The sequence below is a fragment of the Romboutsia maritimum genome (assembly GCF_002251085.2).
In the GTDB taxonomy this organism is placed as follows: Bacteria; Bacillota; Clostridia; order Peptostreptococcales; family Peptostreptococcaceae; genus Romboutsia_B; species Romboutsia_B maritimum.
This window is the reverse complement of the sequence record NZ_NOJZ02000001.1, coordinates 161,468-178,118: the sequence shown is the minus strand read 5'-3', so window position 1 is coordinate 178,118 and position 16,651 is coordinate 161,468. Positions and strand designations below refer to the sequence as shown.

Annotated in this window: 20 protein-coding genes; 18 read left to right on the top strand and 2 right to left on the bottom strand. The window is 25.9% G+C overall.

Annotated elements, in window-relative coordinates:
* The first annotated feature begins 133 nt into the window (after positions 1-133).
* The 4 genes from ruvX to CHF27_RS00840 all read left to right on the top strand — a co-directional run bounded on the left by ruvX (position 134) and on the right by CHF27_RS00840 (position 2,537).
* A complete protein-coding gene (ruvX, locus tag CHF27_RS00855) occupies positions 134-559 on the top strand; it encodes a Holliday junction resolvase RuvX (protein ID WP_095404862.1) in 426 nt (141 codons plus the stop codon).
* 69 nt (positions 560-628) lie between these two features.
* Complete coding sequence (locus CHF27_RS00850) at positions 629-904, top strand: DUF1292 domain-containing protein (RefSeq protein ID WP_095404863.1); 276 nt, start codon at positions 629-631, stop codon at positions 902-904.
* A 199-nt stretch (positions 905-1,103) separates the two neighbouring features.
* Complete coding sequence (locus CHF27_RS00845) at positions 1,104-1,997, top strand: LCP family protein (protein ID WP_095404864.1); 894 nt, start codon at positions 1,104-1,106, stop codon at positions 1,995-1,997.
* Positions 1,998-2,093: 96 nt separating this feature from the next.
* A complete protein-coding gene (locus CHF27_RS00840) occupies positions 2,094-2,537 on the top strand; it encodes a Fur family transcriptional regulator (RefSeq protein WP_095404865.1) in 444 nt (147 codons plus the stop codon).
* A gap of 22 nt (positions 2,538-2,559) precedes the next feature.
* Here CHF27_RS00840 and CHF27_RS14665 read toward each other — a convergent pair whose 3' ends face one another.
* Positions 2,560-3,297, bottom strand: coding sequence for a metal-dependent hydrolase (locus CHF27_RS14665; protein WP_095404866.1), 738 nt, complete (start codon positions 3,295-3,297; stop codon positions 2,560-2,562).
* A 221-nt stretch (positions 3,298-3,518) separates the two neighbouring features.
* Between CHF27_RS14665 and CHF27_RS00830 the strand changes: the two genes are divergently transcribed.
* The 12 genes from CHF27_RS00830 to CHF27_RS00775 all read left to right on the top strand — a co-directional run bounded on the left by CHF27_RS00830 (position 3,519) and on the right by CHF27_RS00775 (position 12,785).
* Positions 3,519-5,195: a ribonuclease J gene (locus CHF27_RS00830; RefSeq protein WP_095404867.1), complete on the top strand. Its 1,677-nt coding sequence runs from the start codon at positions 3,519-3,521 to the stop codon at positions 5,193-5,195.
* 57 nt (positions 5,196-5,252) lie between these two features.
* Positions 5,253-5,588: a YlbF family regulator gene (locus CHF27_RS00825; protein WP_095404868.1), complete on the top strand. Its 336-nt coding sequence runs from the start codon at positions 5,253-5,255 to the stop codon at positions 5,586-5,588.
* Between the two features lie 28 nt (positions 5,589-5,616).
* Positions 5,617-5,904 (top strand): DUF503 domain-containing protein, encoded by a 288-nt coding sequence (locus tag CHF27_RS00820; protein ID WP_095404869.1) that lies wholly within the window; start codon positions 5,617-5,619, stop codon positions 5,902-5,904.
* Between the two features lie 125 nt (positions 5,905-6,029).
* Positions 6,030-6,233, top strand: a complete 204-nt coding sequence (locus CHF27_RS00815; protein WP_095404870.1) for a CD1290 family small acid-soluble spore protein — start codon at positions 6,030-6,032, stop codon at positions 6,231-6,233.
* A gap of 54 nt (positions 6,234-6,287) precedes the next feature.
* Complete coding sequence (locus CHF27_RS00810) at positions 6,288-7,439, top strand: D-alanyl-D-alanine carboxypeptidase family protein (RefSeq protein WP_095404871.1); 1,152 nt, start codon at positions 6,288-6,290, stop codon at positions 7,437-7,439.
* A 164-nt stretch (positions 7,440-7,603) separates the two neighbouring features.
* Positions 7,604-8,200, top strand: a complete 597-nt coding sequence (locus tag CHF27_RS00805; protein ID WP_095404872.1) for a site-2 protease family protein — start codon at positions 7,604-7,606, stop codon at positions 8,198-8,200.
* Positions 8,201-8,228: 28 nt separating this feature from the next.
* Positions 8,229-8,945 carry a segregation and condensation protein A gene (locus CHF27_RS00800; RefSeq protein WP_095404873.1) on the top strand — a complete coding sequence of 239 codons (717 nt, stop codon included), beginning with the start codon at positions 8,229-8,231 and terminating at the stop codon, positions 8,943-8,945.
* A gap of 4 nt (positions 8,946-8,949) precedes the next feature.
* Positions 8,950-9,486 carry an SMC-Scp complex subunit ScpB gene (gene scpB / locus CHF27_RS00795; RefSeq protein ID WP_095404874.1) on the top strand — a complete coding sequence of 179 codons (537 nt, stop codon included), beginning with the start codon at positions 8,950-8,952 and terminating at the stop codon, positions 9,484-9,486.
* A 167-nt stretch (positions 9,487-9,653) separates the two neighbouring features.
* Positions 9,654-10,232 carry a DUF2953 domain-containing protein gene (locus tag CHF27_RS00790; RefSeq protein WP_147294067.1) on the top strand — a complete coding sequence of 193 codons (579 nt, stop codon included), beginning with the start codon at positions 9,654-9,656 and terminating at the stop codon, positions 10,230-10,232.
* Positions 10,186-10,617 carry a GerW family sporulation protein gene (gene ytfJ, locus CHF27_RS00785; RefSeq protein WP_199533586.1) on the top strand — a complete coding sequence of 144 codons (432 nt, stop codon included), beginning with the start codon at positions 10,186-10,188 and terminating at the stop codon, positions 10,615-10,617. The genes CHF27_RS00790 and ytfJ overlap by 47 nt, the downstream gene beginning before the upstream one ends.
* A gap of 214 nt (positions 10,618-10,831) precedes the next feature.
* Positions 10,832-11,272 (top strand): MarR family winged helix-turn-helix transcriptional regulator, encoded by a 441-nt coding sequence (locus CHF27_RS00780; protein WP_095404877.1) that lies wholly within the window; start codon positions 10,832-10,834, stop codon positions 11,270-11,272.
* 79 nt (positions 11,273-11,351) lie between these two features.
* Positions 11,352-12,785, top strand: coding sequence for a leucyl aminopeptidase (locus tag CHF27_RS00775; protein ID WP_095404878.1), 1,434 nt, complete (start codon positions 11,352-11,354; stop codon positions 12,783-12,785).
* 50 nt (positions 12,786-12,835) lie between these two features.
* On the opposite strand, the gene CHF27_RS14790 is transcribed toward CHF27_RS00775, so the two are convergent.
* The gene (locus tag CHF27_RS14790; protein ID WP_095404879.1) at positions 12,836-13,504 is read right to left on the bottom strand and encodes a TMEM164 family acyltransferase; all 669 of its coding nucleotides are present in this window, start codon (positions 13,502-13,504) and stop codon (positions 12,836-12,838) included.
* Positions 13,505-13,727: 223 nt separating this feature from the next.
* Between CHF27_RS14790 and CHF27_RS00765 the strand changes: the two genes are divergently transcribed.
* Positions 13,728-14,684: a sulfide/dihydroorotate dehydrogenase-like FAD/NAD-binding protein gene (locus CHF27_RS00765; protein WP_095404880.1), complete on the top strand. Its 957-nt coding sequence runs from the start codon at positions 13,728-13,730 to the stop codon at positions 14,682-14,684.
* Between the two features lie 25 nt (positions 14,685-14,709).
* Positions 14,710-15,993: an FAD-dependent oxidoreductase gene (locus tag CHF27_RS00760; RefSeq protein ID WP_095404881.1), complete on the top strand. Its 1,284-nt coding sequence runs from the start codon at positions 14,710-14,712 to the stop codon at positions 15,991-15,993.
* The last annotated feature ends 658 nt before the right edge of the window (positions 15,994-16,651 follow it).

Here is a 16,651-nt window from a genome sequence, read left to right as displayed (position 1 = left end):
GAACTTATTTAGTTAATATAGTAATATAAACTGATACTAATTATTTATAAAAATGTATGAATGAGCTACAGATAGGAAAAATATAGATAAGTAATAAATACTTTTGAATAAAGATGTTATAAGGAGACATACTATGCTAGATGGAAGAATAATGGGATTAGATGTAGGAGATAAAACTATTGGAGTTGCAGTTTGTGATTTAATGGGTATTACAGCACAAGGAGTTAAAACTGTAAGAAGAGTAGGAAAGAAAAAAGATATAGAAGAATTAAAAAATATAATAAAAGAAAGACAAGTTAATAAAATAGTATCAGGTCTTCCTAAAAATATGAATGGGACTTTAGGACCTCAAGGAGAAAAGGTAATAAAATTCTGTGAGCTATTAAAAGAAGAAACAGGACTTGAAGTAGACTTTTGGGATGAAAGACTTTCAACAGTAGCAGCAGAAAGATCTTTATTAGAAGCTGATGTAAGCAGACAAAAAAGAAAAAAAGTAATAGATATGTTAGCAGCAGTAATAATTTTACAAGGATATTTAGATATGCAAAGAAATTTATAAAATAACTATAAAATTCTAATTATATGATATATAATGTAAATAATAAATAATAAATTTGAGGTGAAATCTATGCAAGAAAATATAATCAACTTAATAGACGAAAATGGAATAGAAAGTGAATTTGAAATAATTCTTACGCTAGAAGCAGAAGGCAAGGAATATGCAATATTAATGCCTGTAGAAGATGAAGATGCAGAAGAAGCTTTAATATTTAGAATAGACCAAGATGAAGATGGTGAAATATTAGTAGCTTTAGAAAGTGATGATGAGTACGAAACTGTTGTAGCTGTATACAATGCTATAATGGAAGAAGAAGGATTAAACTATGACGAGGATGAACAATAAAATATTATAGGTTAAGACTATAAAGCCTCTTAAAATCAAAAAAATTGATTTTAAGTAGGCTTTTATTTATTTTTATAAATTTATATAAAATGAATAATATTTAAATTTTCATTAATAAGAATTTTATTATTATTAGTGTAAATTAATATATAATAGGGGAAAATATTTATTAAATTTTAAGAGTAGAAGGTGTTGTATAATGACGAATAAAAAGAATTTATTAGTATTGTTTATTTCTCTTATAATATTTTTTTCAACACAAAGTATATATGCATTAAAACAAGATGATTTACATGAAAAAATGGTGGATAACATACTTTTAATTGGTAAAGATGGAGTTGAAGGTAAGGGTGCATCTAGGTCAGATACAATGATAATTTTGACAATAGATAATTTAAACAAATCTCTTAAATTAACATCCTTAGCAAGAGATATCATAGTTAAAATACCAAATAGGGGGTATGAAAAATTAAATCATGCTTATGCATATGGAGGAGTAGATTTATTAATAAAAACAATCAATGAAAATTTAAATTTAAATTTAAAGGATTATGCTATCGTAGATTTTAGATCATTTATTGAAATTATAGATGCCCTAGGGGGGGTAACTATAGACGTAAACGAAAAAGAAATAAATCATTTAAATAAGGTAATAAACACATGTTATGGATTAAGTGAACAAAAAGAGGGAAATATAGAATATATAACTAATATAGGGAATCAACAACTAAATGGTTATCAAGCACTAGCATATGCCAGAATAAGAAAAATGGATACTATATATAATAGAGATGAAAGACAAAGAAAAATACTTGCAAATGTTGCACAAAATTTATCGAATACTTCAGTTACAAACTATGCTTCTATAGTAAAAAGCTTAATAAAATATGTAGATGTTAATATTTCTTTTAGTAAAATAATGAAGATGGCTTTAATATCCCATGAATTAGCTAGTTATGATATAAAACAACTACAATTTCCAAGTGAAAAATATAGAGAAGAGACTAAATTAGAAGAGAACGGTATGTTTGTTGTAAAGTGGGAGAAAGATAAAAATATAGAAATGCTTCATAAGTTTATATATGGAAACTAGCAATACTGTAAAATTTAGGTAAATGTGTTGACAAAATATTAATTATGGAATAGAATAATTAATAAAGATTATCAATTGAAAAATGAGGGTGATGTTATGGTTAATAGAATGAATATATTAAAGGAGAAATTGAAAGAAACAGGATTTAAAATTACTCCTCAAAGAAGGGCTATAATAGAGATATTACTTAAAAATAATAAAGATCATCTAAGTAGTGAAGAAATATATGATTTAGTTAGAGTTGATTGTCCAGAAATAGGATTAGCTACAGTTTATAGAACAATGCAACTATTAGATGAGATAGGTGTAATATCTAAATTAAATCTAGATGATGGATGCATAAGATATGAAATAAGTTTGAATAAAGAAGACACTCATCATCATCATCATCTTATATGTAAAAATTGTGGTAAAATAATGGAAGTAAAAGAAGATTTATTAGACAGTATAGAAAAAGAAATTCAAGATTTATATAAATTTAAAATACTTGATCATGATGTTAAATTTTATGGATTATGCCCAAAATGTAATAAACGATAAAAATATAAGTCCCAATTGGGACTTATATTTTTATTATAGAGTAAATTATAATATATATCAAAATAACTATAAATAAAATTTCTAATAAATTACTAAAAAAGCTTCCTACCCTAAAACTACATAAGGAAAGCTTCTTATTGCTTAATGGATATAAGAGAGGAACTCCTTGTTTAGTAAATAAATCACCTAAAAATATATGACTTGCATAACCAACAGTTCCAAAAAAAGATAAATTGGATATACTATATATTAGCTCTATTTGTTTTAATAAAAAGAACATTAAAACAGTAGAAAAAATACTGTGAGATATACTTCTATGCTTAAACCATGGAAATAAACTAAGAATTAGAGTGAAAAATATAAAATAAACTCTAGATTTTATCAAGTATAGGCATATAGCTAATAGTAAAAAAATCAATGATAAAAATAACTTTCTTAAAAACATATGTGTTAATTTAGCTTCTATAATTACTATAGTTATAAATGTTATTATTGAACTTAGATAAAAATTATTATTTATCTTTAAAGAAGTAAAGAAAATAATAATATTAATAAAGTATATTAATGCTTTATATATGAATTTAGAAATATTTTTATTTAAAAAGAAATCAGAAATTAGAGAATTAGGTTCATCTAAATCTGGAAGAATTGAAAAAATAGCAGACACAATAATATTAAATAGAGAAATAGGTATTTTAAAAATTAAAGAAACTTGAATACCTACTAAAACTCCTATTGTACAATGGGTTTTTCCTCGCATATATCCTCCTATTTATATGAATTTAATTAACATAATATATTCAGAGGATAGCAGAATAAAATAAATTTGTCAAAATAATACAATAAATGTATTTTAAATATAGGTTAAAATATATTGAGAATTATGGTACAATGATAATAACTGGTAAAGAGTGCGTGATTTGATATTATTTAAATTTTAGAACGTGTTTAGTTAAAAAACTGAATAGACAGAAGGAGATGATGCAATTGTTCAAAAAAAACACCAATAAAATTAAGGTTATGGCCTTAGGCGGACTTAACGAAATCGGAAAAAATATGACCGTTGTTGAGTATAAAGATGAGATAATTGTAATAGATGCGGGATTAAGTTTCCCAGAAGACGAGATGTTAGGGGTAGATATAGTTATACCGGATATAACTTATTTAGTGAAAAATAAGGACAAGATAAAAGGTATATTTATAACACATGGTCACGAGGATCATATAGGAGCACTTCCGTATATACTAAAGAAAATAAATGTACCTATATATGGATCAAGACTTAGCATAGGACTTATACAAGTTAAATTAAAGGAACACAAGTTAAACAGTGTTAAGTTAAATGTTGTAACTCCTCGACAAGTTATAAAACTTACAAACATGAGTGTGGAGTTTATAAAGAACAACCATAGTATACCAGATGCTTGTTCTATAGCTGTTCATACAGACCAAGGGATTATATATCATACGGGAGATTTTAAAATTGATTTAACGCCTATTGACGGAGATGTAATGGATATTCATAGAATTTGTGAATTAAGTAAGAGTGGAGTTCTTTTAATGTTAGCAGATAGTACTAATGTAGAAAGAGCTGGCTATACGATGTCAGAAAAAACTGTAGGAGCGGGGTTAGATGATTTATTTAGAAAAGCAAATGGAAGTAGAATAATAGTTGCTACATTTGCATCTAATATCCATAGACTACAGCAAATAATAAATATGGCTGAGAAGTTTAATAGAAAAGTAGCAGTATCAGGAAGATCTATGGTAAATGTAGTTGGAGTTGCTAGGGAATTAGGATATTTAGATATATCAGATGATGTATTAATTGACTTAAATGATTTATCTAAGTATGAAGATAGTGAATTAGTAATAATAACTACAGGTACTCAAGGGGAACCTATGTCAGCACTTGCTAGAATGGCAAGCTCAGAACATAAGAAAGTAGAAATAAAAAGAGGCGATTTAATAATAATATCAGCTCACCCAATACCAGGGAATGAAAAATTAATATCAAAAGTAATTAACTTCTTATTTGAAAAAGGAGCCGAAGTAGTATACAACGACATAGCAGATATCCACGTATCAGGTCATGCTTCTCAAGAAGAATTAAAACTTATGCAAAGATTAGTAAAACCTAAGTTCTTTATGCCGGCACATGGAGAATACAGAATGTTAAAAAGACATGCTGAATTAGCTGAAGAACTAGGAATGCCAAGTCAAAATATTTTTGTTATGCAAACAGGTGAAGTTTTAGAGTTAGATAAGAATTCTGCTAAAGTAGCAGGTCATATACCTACAGGAAATGTACTAGTAGATGGTTTAGGTGTAGGAGATGTAGGAAATATCGTTTTAAGAGATAGAAAGCATTTATCAGAAGATGGATTAATGATAGTTGTTGTAACTATTTCTAAAGAAGATGGAAAAGTTTTAGCAGGCCCAGATATAATTTCTAGAGGATTTGTTTATGTAAGGGAATCTGAAGATTTAATGGATGGAGCTAAATATGTAATAAAACAAGTTCTTAAAGAATGCGAAGAAAAGAATATAAAAGAATGGGCATACTTAAAGAATAATATAAAAGAGAATTTAAAAGAATATCTATATGTAAAAACAAAGAGAAATCCTATGATACTTCCTATAATAATGGAGGTATAATTATTAAAGATTGAATATAATTTATTATATTCAATCTTTTTTTGTGGGGAGGTTTTTATGGGAGTTTATGATACTGCTACTAAGCTAGCAAGTGAAATAAAAAATAGTAATGAATATAAATCATTTAAAAAAAATATGAAAGTATTAAAATCAGATAAAGAAAGTGAAGTTTTATTAAGAGATTATAAACTTTATCAAATTGAATTACAAAATAGTACTATGAAAAATAAAAAACTGGATAAAAAATCAATAAAAAAAGCAGAAGAACTTCAAAAGAAGGTAGTAAATAATAAAAAACTGTATAATTATTTAAACAGTGAGCAAAAATTTACTCAGATGATGAATAACATAAATAAAATTTTAGCAGATGCAGTAGAGCAAGATTATGATTAAATGAAATTAACAAAAGAAGGGAGCTAATATGAGAGTAATAGTTATTAAAGTTGATCTTATTGCAAATTGGGTACACTCTCTTAAAGAAAAAAGGATGGTAGTAAAAAGTATAATAAATAAATTACAAAATAAGTTTAACATATCAGTTTGCGAAGTAGAAAATCAAGATATTCATCAAAAAATTACTATTGGAATCTCTGGAATAGGACTAAGCTTAAGTCAATGTGATTCAATTATAGAAAATATAATAAATTTTATAGAAAACAATACAGATGCTCATATTGTAGAAATAGAACAAAATATTGATATGTATTAAGTTTTTTTAATGAAAATAAGACACCTAAAATAAGGTGTCTTATTTTTTGTAAAAAATACCATCTATAACTTCCTTATTTTAGAAGAAAATAATACTATACAAATAATAAAAATAGGAGGATTAATATGGATAAAGATATAGCTGATAAAAACGCTAGAAAAGCATTGCAACAAATAAGAATGGAAATAGCAGCAGATTATGGTATGAATTATGAAGATGCATTTGAGATTATAGAAAATGCTCAAAGTAATGGAGTACTAACAAATTATTTTAAAAAACTAGAGAATAAAAAAACATTAGGATCAAGCATATCAAAGCGTATCGAATAAAATATGTTAAAAGTGAAAGAATAATCTTAAATAAAAGTTAATGAGGTGACATTAATGAAAAAATTGGCTAGTATAATAATAGCTGTTGCTCTAGTGGCAACACCAATAAATATATCCTTTGCCAAAGATAATAACAACGCTATAAATGTATCTTCAAAATCAGCAATTTTAATGGATATAGGAAGTGGACAAATTCTTTATGAAAAAAATTCTCATGAAAAATTGCCACCAGCAAGTGTAACTAAAGTAATGACTATGTTACTTATATGCGAGGCATTGGATGAAGGTAAAATTAAACTAGATGACTCTGTACAAATTAGTGAAGTAGCATCTAGTATGGGAGGAAGTCAAATATTTTTAGAACCAGGAGAGACTCAGAGTGTAGACAATCTCTTAAAAGGTATTGCAGTTGCTTCTGCAAATGATGCATGCGTAGCAATGGCTGAACATGTATCAGGAAGTATTGAAGGTTTTGTAGAGCTAATGAATAAAAAAGCAAAAGAGCTAGGAATGAATGATACACATTTTGTTAATACGAATGGGCTTCCAGTAGATAATCATTATACATCTGCTCATGATATTGCAGTAATGTCCAAGGAATTATTAAAACATGATACAATAAGTAAATATCTAACAACATGGATGGATCACTTGGTAGTTGGAAAAAAACAAGCAACAATAGGTCTTGCAAATACAAATAAATTGATTAAACATTATCAAGGAGCAACAGGAGTTAAAACTGGATTTACTCAACAAGCGAAATATTGTTTATCAGCATCAGCAAAAAGAGGAGATACACATTTAGTAGCAGCTACATTAGGTGCAGAAACATCTCCAGATAGATTTAAGGATGCATCGAACCTTTTAAATTATGGATTTGCAAATTATGAAAGTATAAAACTATGTTCTAAAGATGATAACATAGCAACCCTTACTTTAGATAAAGCAGAAGATAATAAAGTTAATTTAGTTGCAAAAGAAAATTTAACAGTACTTATTGAAAAAGGTGGAGCTAAAGAATTTACAAAGAAAATAAAAGTATCAGAAGATCCTAATATACCTATAAAAAAAGGAACAGTACTTGGCAAAGTACAGGTATATAAAGATAAAAAACTCATAGGGCAAGTTGATTTAGTTAATAATAAAGATATTAAAAAAGCAAGCTATTTACAGATGCTTCAAAAAGTTATAGATAATATGATATAAACAATTTAAATTTAAAACAATCTAAAAAGGAGTCATTTGACTTCTTTTTTAGATTGTTTTAATGACTATTTTAGTCGCAAAAAAGCAACATACATAAAAGTTTTGATTATAATTTTATAAATTGGTATAATAGTATTAAAATTGTTATTTAGGAGAGGAAAATTATGAGTTCATTAAATGATATATTAGCAAGTTTAGTAGCAATAGCAGTAGCAATATCAGTACATGAATTCGGCCATGCTTATGCGGCTCATTTATTAGGTGATGATACAGCTAAAATGCAGGGAAGAATGACATTAAACCCATCAAGACATGTAGACCCAATTGGTTTAATTGCGATGATAATAGTTCATATAGGTTGGGCAAAGCCAGTTCCGGTTAATTCAAGTAATTTTAAAAATTATAAAGTAGGAAATTTAATAGTATCTCTTGCAGGTGTTGTAGCAAATGTGATTACAGCAATTGTTTGTGTTTTAATTAATAAATATGTAAATATGTATGCTATCAATCTTATAGCTTATACAACTATTCTTTATAATTTAGGTTTTGCAGCATTTAACTTACTTCCAATTCCACCTCTTGATGGATGGGGAGTAATATCTACTTTTATACCATACAAATGGAGTGAATATGTATATAAATATGAAAGTATGAGTAATATTATACTTTTAATAGTAATATTTACAGGGGCATATAGAATAATAATAAGTCCTATACATGCTGTGTTATGGAAAATAGTAAGATTTTTCTATTTTATATAATATATTATAGAAAATAAGAGGGAGATATATGAAATATAATATACAATTACAAATTTATGAGGGTCCACTAGATTTATTATATGACTTAATATCTAAGCATAAGATTGATATAAAGGATATATCTATAATTGAAATAACAAAACAATATCTTCATTATTTGGAAATGTTAGATAAAATGGACTTGGAAATTACAAGTGAGTTTATAACCATGGCATCTAAGCTTCTTGAAATAAAGTCAAAGTATTTATTATATATGCAAAGAGATGAAGAAGAAGATCCAAGATTAGAACTTATGGAAAAACTAGAAGAATATAAGAAATATAAGCTAGCTTCACAAGATATTAGAGAAAATATAAGCTATATAAATGAAGTATTTTATAGGAATAAAGAAGAAATAATAATAGATGATAAAATAGACCTAGAGGAAATATCTATAGAAGCTATAAAAAATATACTTCCTTATATTTTAAAAGTAAAATCATCAGAAGAAGAATCTGAAAAGGATGAGAGACTTACTAAAATTGTTAGAGGAAGAATAATATCTGTTGAAGAAAAAATAACATATATAAGAGATGTTATAAAAAATAAAGAAGAAGTAAAGTTTACAAATATCATAGAAAATTGTGATAAAGATGAAATAATAGCTACTTTTTTATCTATACTAGAATTAATAAAATCAAAAGAGATAATAGTTGTACAAGATTTATTCTTTGATGATATACTAATAAAAAAGAGCTCGGAGTGATAAAATGAAGAGAGAAGAAATAAAATATATTATAGAATCAGTTATGTTTGCATATGGAGAACCGATAAGCATAAAAGAATTAAATTATATAGTTAATGAAGAACTTTCGTCAAAAGAGATAGAGTTTATGCTAAATTCCCTTATAGATGAATATAAAGATAACAATAGAGGGATACAGATAATAAAGCTTGAAAATAAATATCAGATGTGTACGAATAAGGATTATGCTGATTATATAAAAAAGGTACTTGAACCTAAGAAAAAGAAAACTTTAAGTCAAGCAACTTTAGAGACATTGACTATAATAGCATATAAACAACCTATAACAAAGGTTGAAATAGAAAATATAAGAGGAGTTAAATGCGATAAGGTACTTCAAACTCTTTTAGAAAATGATCTTATAATAGAAGCTGGAAGACTTAATAAAATAGGAAAGCCTATTATATATAGAACAACAGATGAATTTTTAAAATTATTGAATATAGAAAAGCTAGAATATTTACCGCCTATTGAAAAATATCAAGATATTGAAGTTAAATAGAAGAAAAGAACCAAAATCATTTATAAGAATTTGGTTCTTTTTTTTAATGAAAAATTTAAAAATCTAAATAACTTTAAAATTAAAGTATACATAATTATTATTTAGAAAATAATAGTAATATGAGATATAATGAAATATTTAAAATTCCTATAGGTGTATTATTATTTATGTTTTTATCAATAATATTAATAGTATTGTTTTGTAAAATAGCACTTAACATAATAATTACTATAGATGTAAACAATGAAGATATAAGTATTAAACTTAATATAAAGTATATTATGGGATTAATAAATATAAAAAAACAAATTTATCCTAAAAAGAGTGAAAAACAAAAAACAAAAAAGAAAGGAGAAAATAAATCTAAACGTAAAATTCGTTTGCTTAAAACGGATTTAGCAATAATTTATAAACTAACAGAAAACTTGAGAGTATATGAATTTTATTCAAATATCGAAATTGGAAGTACATGTATGAAATTTACTTCTTTTATATGTTTAGTTATAAATATTATTTATGGAAACTTGGCAAATATAATAACTGCTAAAAAGATTTATTTAGGGTTTAAGCCTGATTTCACAAATAGTTATATAATAACTCATATTAAAATACATATGAAGCCAACTATAAAAGATTTAATTTATTTGGGAATAGTTATGTACAAAATTTATATAAAGAATTATAAGAAAGGTGATAATAATGAGAGCGACAGGGTCAATTCAAAGTCTTATGGAAACAACTCTTGAAACTATTAAAGGATCTATAGATGCAAATACTATTATAGGTGATCCTATAAGAACAGAAACAACAGTAGTGGTACCTATTTCGAAGGTTACTATTGGATTTGGTATAGGAGGAGGCGAATACTCCAAAGGATATGACAAAGAAGAGAAAAAAATAGAACCTAAAAAAGAAGAAAAAAACGATACGAATTTTGCAGGAGGTAGTGCAGGGGCAATAACAGTTCAACCAGTTGCATTTGTAGTTGTAGAAAATGGAGAAACTAGATTAATGAGTTTAGACGATAATATAAACTTAATAGATAATATTCTTACAGTAACACCTAAAATAATAGAAAAAATTCAAAAATTATCTAAGAATGAGAAGAAATCAAATAAGAAAAAAAATTAATTACAAAACATTACCTATAATAGTTATTATTAGGTAATGTTTTGTTTTAGTTAAAAATAATTTTAATTAAAAATAATTTTAATTAAAAATAATTTCAATAGATAATAATATATACATATAGTATAATAATTAAAAAGAATTAAAAATTTTTTAAAAAAAAGAGAGACTTATAGTTTCAGGATAAGATTTATTAGTCTGTATTTGAGGTGGATTTATGGAAAACAGAGACATTTCGGTGTTGATGATGAAAAATATGAATTATTTTCATGATTTTTTAAAAGTAATTAATCAAGATAGGTATTCAAAAGAAAGAATTTTAACAGAAAGACAATTCTTTGCATTAATAAGTATGAGGGAATTTAAAAAAATTGAACTTAAAAATTTAAGTAAAAAGTTGTATGTGTCAACTTCAAGCTTATGTATATTATTGAATAAACTAGTAGATCAAAATTATGTCTATAGAGAAGAAGATAGTAGAGATAGAAGAAATACTTTTTACGGAATAACAGAGTATGGTGAAGAGGTATTAAAAATAGAAATAAATAAATTAGTAGAGATTTTAAGTAGTAGAATAGAAGTTTTAAATGAAGAAGATAAACAAATAATGTATGATTCATTAAAAAATATTGAACCTATAATGGCAAAACTATTTTAAGTGAAACTAGTCAAGGCTACCTTTAAATAAAGAGTAGTTTTTTTAAAAATTAATAATAATTTTAATATAGGGAGGATTTATGAATATAAATTTATTAAATAATAAGATAGAAGATTTAAAAGATTCTATAATAGCAGTAACTTTATTTGAAGGAGAAACGGTTTCTAATAATTTAAAAGAATTAAGTGATGAATTTGAAGGTAAATATAATGAAATAGAAAATATTAAGGCATTTATAGATGGAAAATTTATAAATGTATGTTTGGTAGGTCTTGGAGTAAAAGAAAAACTAGATAGTGAAAAATTAAGGGTAGTAGGTGGAAATCTAGCTAAAAAAGCAAGATTAATTATAAAAAAATCAAAAGCTGAAATAAAAGATTTAGATATTTTTAACCTTAAGTTAGAAAAAGAAGAAACACAAGCATTAATAGAGGGTATAATACTTGGAAATTACAAATTTGATAAATATAAAACTGAAAAAGAAAAGGAAATACATAACGTAAATATAAATACAGAAATAGATTTTACTAAAGAAATAGAAAAAGCAGAATTACTTGCTAAAAGTACTATAATAGCAAGAAATTTAGTAAATGAACCTTCTAATATTATATATCCTGAAACTTTAGCTAATGAAGTTGTTAGCTTAGGAGAGGAATATGGATTTGATGTAGAGATATATGAAGAAGATAAAATTAAAGATTTGCAGATGAATGCATTTTTAGCTGTAGCATCAGGATCAACTAATAAGCCTAGATTTATAGTTATGAGGTATTTAGGAGATAAAGAAAATAAAGAAATTTTAGGTCTTGTTGGTAAAGGATTAACGTATGATTCAGGTGGATATTCTATAAAGCCGAATAGCTCTATGTTAGATATGAAAACTGATATGGGTGGTGCTGCAAGTGTAATAGGAGCTATGTGTGCTATATCATGTTCAAAATTAAATAAAAATGTAGTTGCTGTTATTGCAGCTTGTGAAAATTCTATATCTGGAAATGCTTATAAGCCAGGAGATATAATAACGTCTATGAGCAAAAAAACTATTGAGATATTAAATACAGATGCAGAAGGAAGATTAACTTTAGCAGATGCTATATATTATGTTATAAATAATGAAAAAGTAACTAAAGTTGTAGATATAGCAACATTAACTGGAGCAGCAGTAGTAGCATTGGGAAGTATTGCAACTCCAATAGTTACAAATGATAATGAGTTTTTTGATATTTTAGAAAACGCATCTAAATTATCAGGAGAAAAAATATGGAAAATGCCTGTATTTGATGAGTATAAAAAAATAATAAAGGGTAGTGAAGCAGACCTTAGAAATAGTGGATCAAGAGAAGGTGGTTGTATAACAGCAGGTTTATTTGTTGGAGAATTTGTAAATGATATTCCTTGGATACACATGGATATAGCAGGAACAAGTGTATCATCTAAATCTGATGGATATAAAGAAAAGGGAGCTACAGGAGAAGGAGTAAGAACTTTATTTTATTTAGCTCAAAATATATAATTTTAAAAAGCTGTTTCAAAATGCGAGATATTATTTTGAAACAGCTCCTTTCATTTACTCTTTCTTTTTAATTTGAAATTAAAATTATTATTATCCGATAGCAATGTTGGAATATATAGTAATGTTGTTAGAAACATAAATAGTAAAATACTTATTATATTATGACTTGAAAAACTATAACAGTAAGTAGAATCGGTGATTTTATTTAATAAGAATATAAACGAAAAATAAATAATACACATTAACAAATTATCTTTTAAAGCGTTTTTATTAATCTTAAATTTTCTGACTTCTACTAAATATACATTTGCATATATTAGTAAGCATTTAGAAAATAGATAAGAAAAATAAAGGAAATTAGGAAATTTGTATTCAATATTTTTGAAAAAAATCACTTCTCCAATAGAGCAAACTAAACTCCATGAAAAAAACACGTTGAAAAGCTCATACTGCTTAAATAATAATATTAATATACATACATAAGCAGTAAATCTGCTGATATCAATAGGTAATGAATTAAGAATATTATAATCACCCATTGAGAAAATTGAAGCTTGTTCAAATAAAATTTCTAAAAAAATTAGACAACATATTATTTTTTCAACAAAATAACTATAAGGCAATAAATTTTTAGTTAACTTAGGACAAATGCTTAAAAATAATGCAAAGAATAAAAGAATTATTAAGTGTTCTTTAGAAAAAAGAAAGATACCATCCATAAAATTCTCTCCTATAATAAATTTAATACATGTTTATTTAATTATATTCAAAGAAGTTAAATTTGATATATAGTAATTTAATTATACTATATTATATTTTGAAAAAATTAAAAATAGAAGTATTAAAAAAACTTATCCGATGTAACAAAATAAAGTAAATTTAATAAATTAATAGTATATAGTTTAAGACATTTGAAAATATCATTTTAAGGAAGTGTATAGTGTGGGGAATGTTAATATTCAATCATGTGCTGATGCAGGCAGTAAATATTGTCCATGTCATCTAGCTTATTCTGGAGATTGTATAAAATGTAGTTTATTAAGAGGGAAAAAAACTTGTGACTGTGTATGGCAAGGAGTATGCATTTACAGTGAAGTACAACATAATAAAAATTTATCTATATGCGAAAGACAAGAACATTTATGTAAAATAGCTCAAGTAAAGAAAATAGAGGAAGATTTATTTTTTATAAAAATACAAGTACCTAAAAATATTGTAGGTGAATTAAAGAGTCCGGGGGCATATGTTTTATTAAAGAGTAAAGATAAAAACAGTGATATATTTAATGCACCAATATCTGTAATGGATGTTAATACACAAGAAAGTTATATAGAAGTTGTTATTAAATCTATGGGAATAAAGACGAAATCAATAATTAATTTTGATGAAGTATGGGTAAAGGGACCATATTATAATGGTGTATTTGGAACCAGAGGCTTAAATAATACAAATCAAGAAAATTGTTTAGTTATACTAAATGGATTATCACAGGTGAGTGCTATAAATATTATAAAAAAACTTTTAGAAAATAAGAATAAAGTAGAAGTGATTTTTAATAGTCAATCCATAATTTTAGAAGAAGTGAAAAATAAAATACAACAAATGGGAATAAATATAAGTATAGTAAATGTTTTTGAAGATAAAAATTTCATATCAGATTATTTAAGTAGAAATAATGTGAAATTTGTGTACAGTGGAGGATGCAATAATTTTAATAAAATAATTATGAATATAGTAGATGAAGTAAGTGAAGACATTAAACTGTCTATTTCTAATAATAATTTAATTTGTTGTGGGGAAGGTATCTGTGGAGCTTGTACAGTAAGAATAAACGGAGAAAAAATGAAATCATGTAAATCACAAATAGATAGTAGAGAATTTTTAAAAACATTAAAATAAAATTTGATTAATAAAGGGGGATATCATGGCTAAAGTTGTTGTAATTGGTGGTGGCTGGGCCGGATGTGCAGCTGCTATAAGTGCTAAAAAAGCAGGAGCAGAAGTTATTATTTTAGAAAGAACGGATTTGTTGTTAGGATTAGGTAATGTTGGGGGGATAATGAGAAATAATGGAAGATATACAGCTACTGAAGAAGCAATAGCTATGGGTGCGAAGGAATTGTTTGAATTAACTGATAAATATAGTACACATCAAAATATAGACTTTCCAGGGCATAATCATGCGACGATATATAATGTAACTAAAATTGAAAATCCAATAAGGAAAATGATAAGAGGAATGGGTATTGAAGTAAGATTTTTTAGTAGAGTTGTAGATGTTGAAATAGAAGATAAAAACATAAAAGCTGTAACTCTAGAAGATGGAGAAAAAATATATGGTGAATCATTCGTAGAGACAACAGGCTCATCAGGTCCTATGGGAAATTGTACAAAGTATGGAAATGGATGTGCTATGTGTGTTTTAAGATGTCCATCTTTTGGAGGAAGGGTAAGTATAACATCTAGATGTGGTGTTGAAGATATGGTTGGAAGAAGAAAAAATGGAGATTATGGAGCTTTTAGTGGTTCTATGAAGATATTAAAAGAGTCTTTACGTCAGGATATACAAGATGAGTTAAAAGAAAAAGGTTGTGCAGTAATACCACTTCCTGAAGAATTTAGAAATGAAGAAAAATTAGATATAAAGGTATGTCAACAATATGCATTGCCTGCATTTGCAAACAATATTGTTTTAATAGATACAGGTCATGCAAAGTTGATGTCTCCTTTTTATAATTTAGAGAAATTAAGGATGATACCAGGTTTTGAGGATGCTATAATAGTGGACCCTTATTCAGGAGGAAAAGGAAATTCTATTAGATATTTATCTGTAGCGCCTAGGGATAATTATATGAGAGTGAAAGGTGTTAATAATTTATTTGTTGGAGGAGAAAAGTCAGGATTTTATGTTGGTCATACAGAAGCTATATGTACTGGAAGTTTAGCTGGACATAATGCGGCTAGAAATTGTATAGGAATGTATTTATTACAACTACCAACAAGCTTAGCAATAGGAGATTTTATATCTTATTCTAATAATGAAATGCATAAAGAAGATGGAGATAAATTAAGATTTACATTTGCAGGAAGTATTTATTTTAATAGGATGAAAGAATTAGGATTTTGTACTATTGATAAAGGCATTATACAAGATAGGGTTAAAAAGTCTGGGCTTGAAGGAATATATGATAAGCAAATTATAAAATAAAAATAAAGAGTGTGCATTAGCATACTCTTTATTAATGCGTATGTATATGGTCCTTTCCATGATTAATTGATTTATATAGACTTGAAAAGAATGAGAGCATAGATAAATTTGTGTAAAAATAAACTTATCTAAATTCTTTTTAGTATGTAAAATTGTTAAGTTTGGAATAACATTCTTAAATGGATATTGCAAAGATAATAGAAAGTAAAATAAAATGTTTTGTTCAAATGTACTTAACTGCATATAATTATATCAACACAGTGTATATATAAAATATTTTTACATTTGGATGTAACTATTAAAAAAGGATATAAAATAGAACTTTTTAAAATAGTTGATAAATTTAAATGATTTTATAAAAAATGTAACTTAAAAACATCTTATTGTCATGCAAAAATATACATATATTTAATGTTTTATCAAAAAAAGGGTGCCTCTTTAAAATAATTTAGAAAAATTATTTTGAGACACACCTTTTTATATATGTATTCAATTGGATCAATGCCTATAATATAGTTTTTTCCTAATTTACATTATAATCTACTTTTACGATTAGGATCAAATAGATGGGAAAAGTCGTGTTCAACATCAATAATATTTTTATACCTCTCTTGGATCCCTATAAGTTTTTTCAAAAAAATTATTTCTTTTTCTGCCA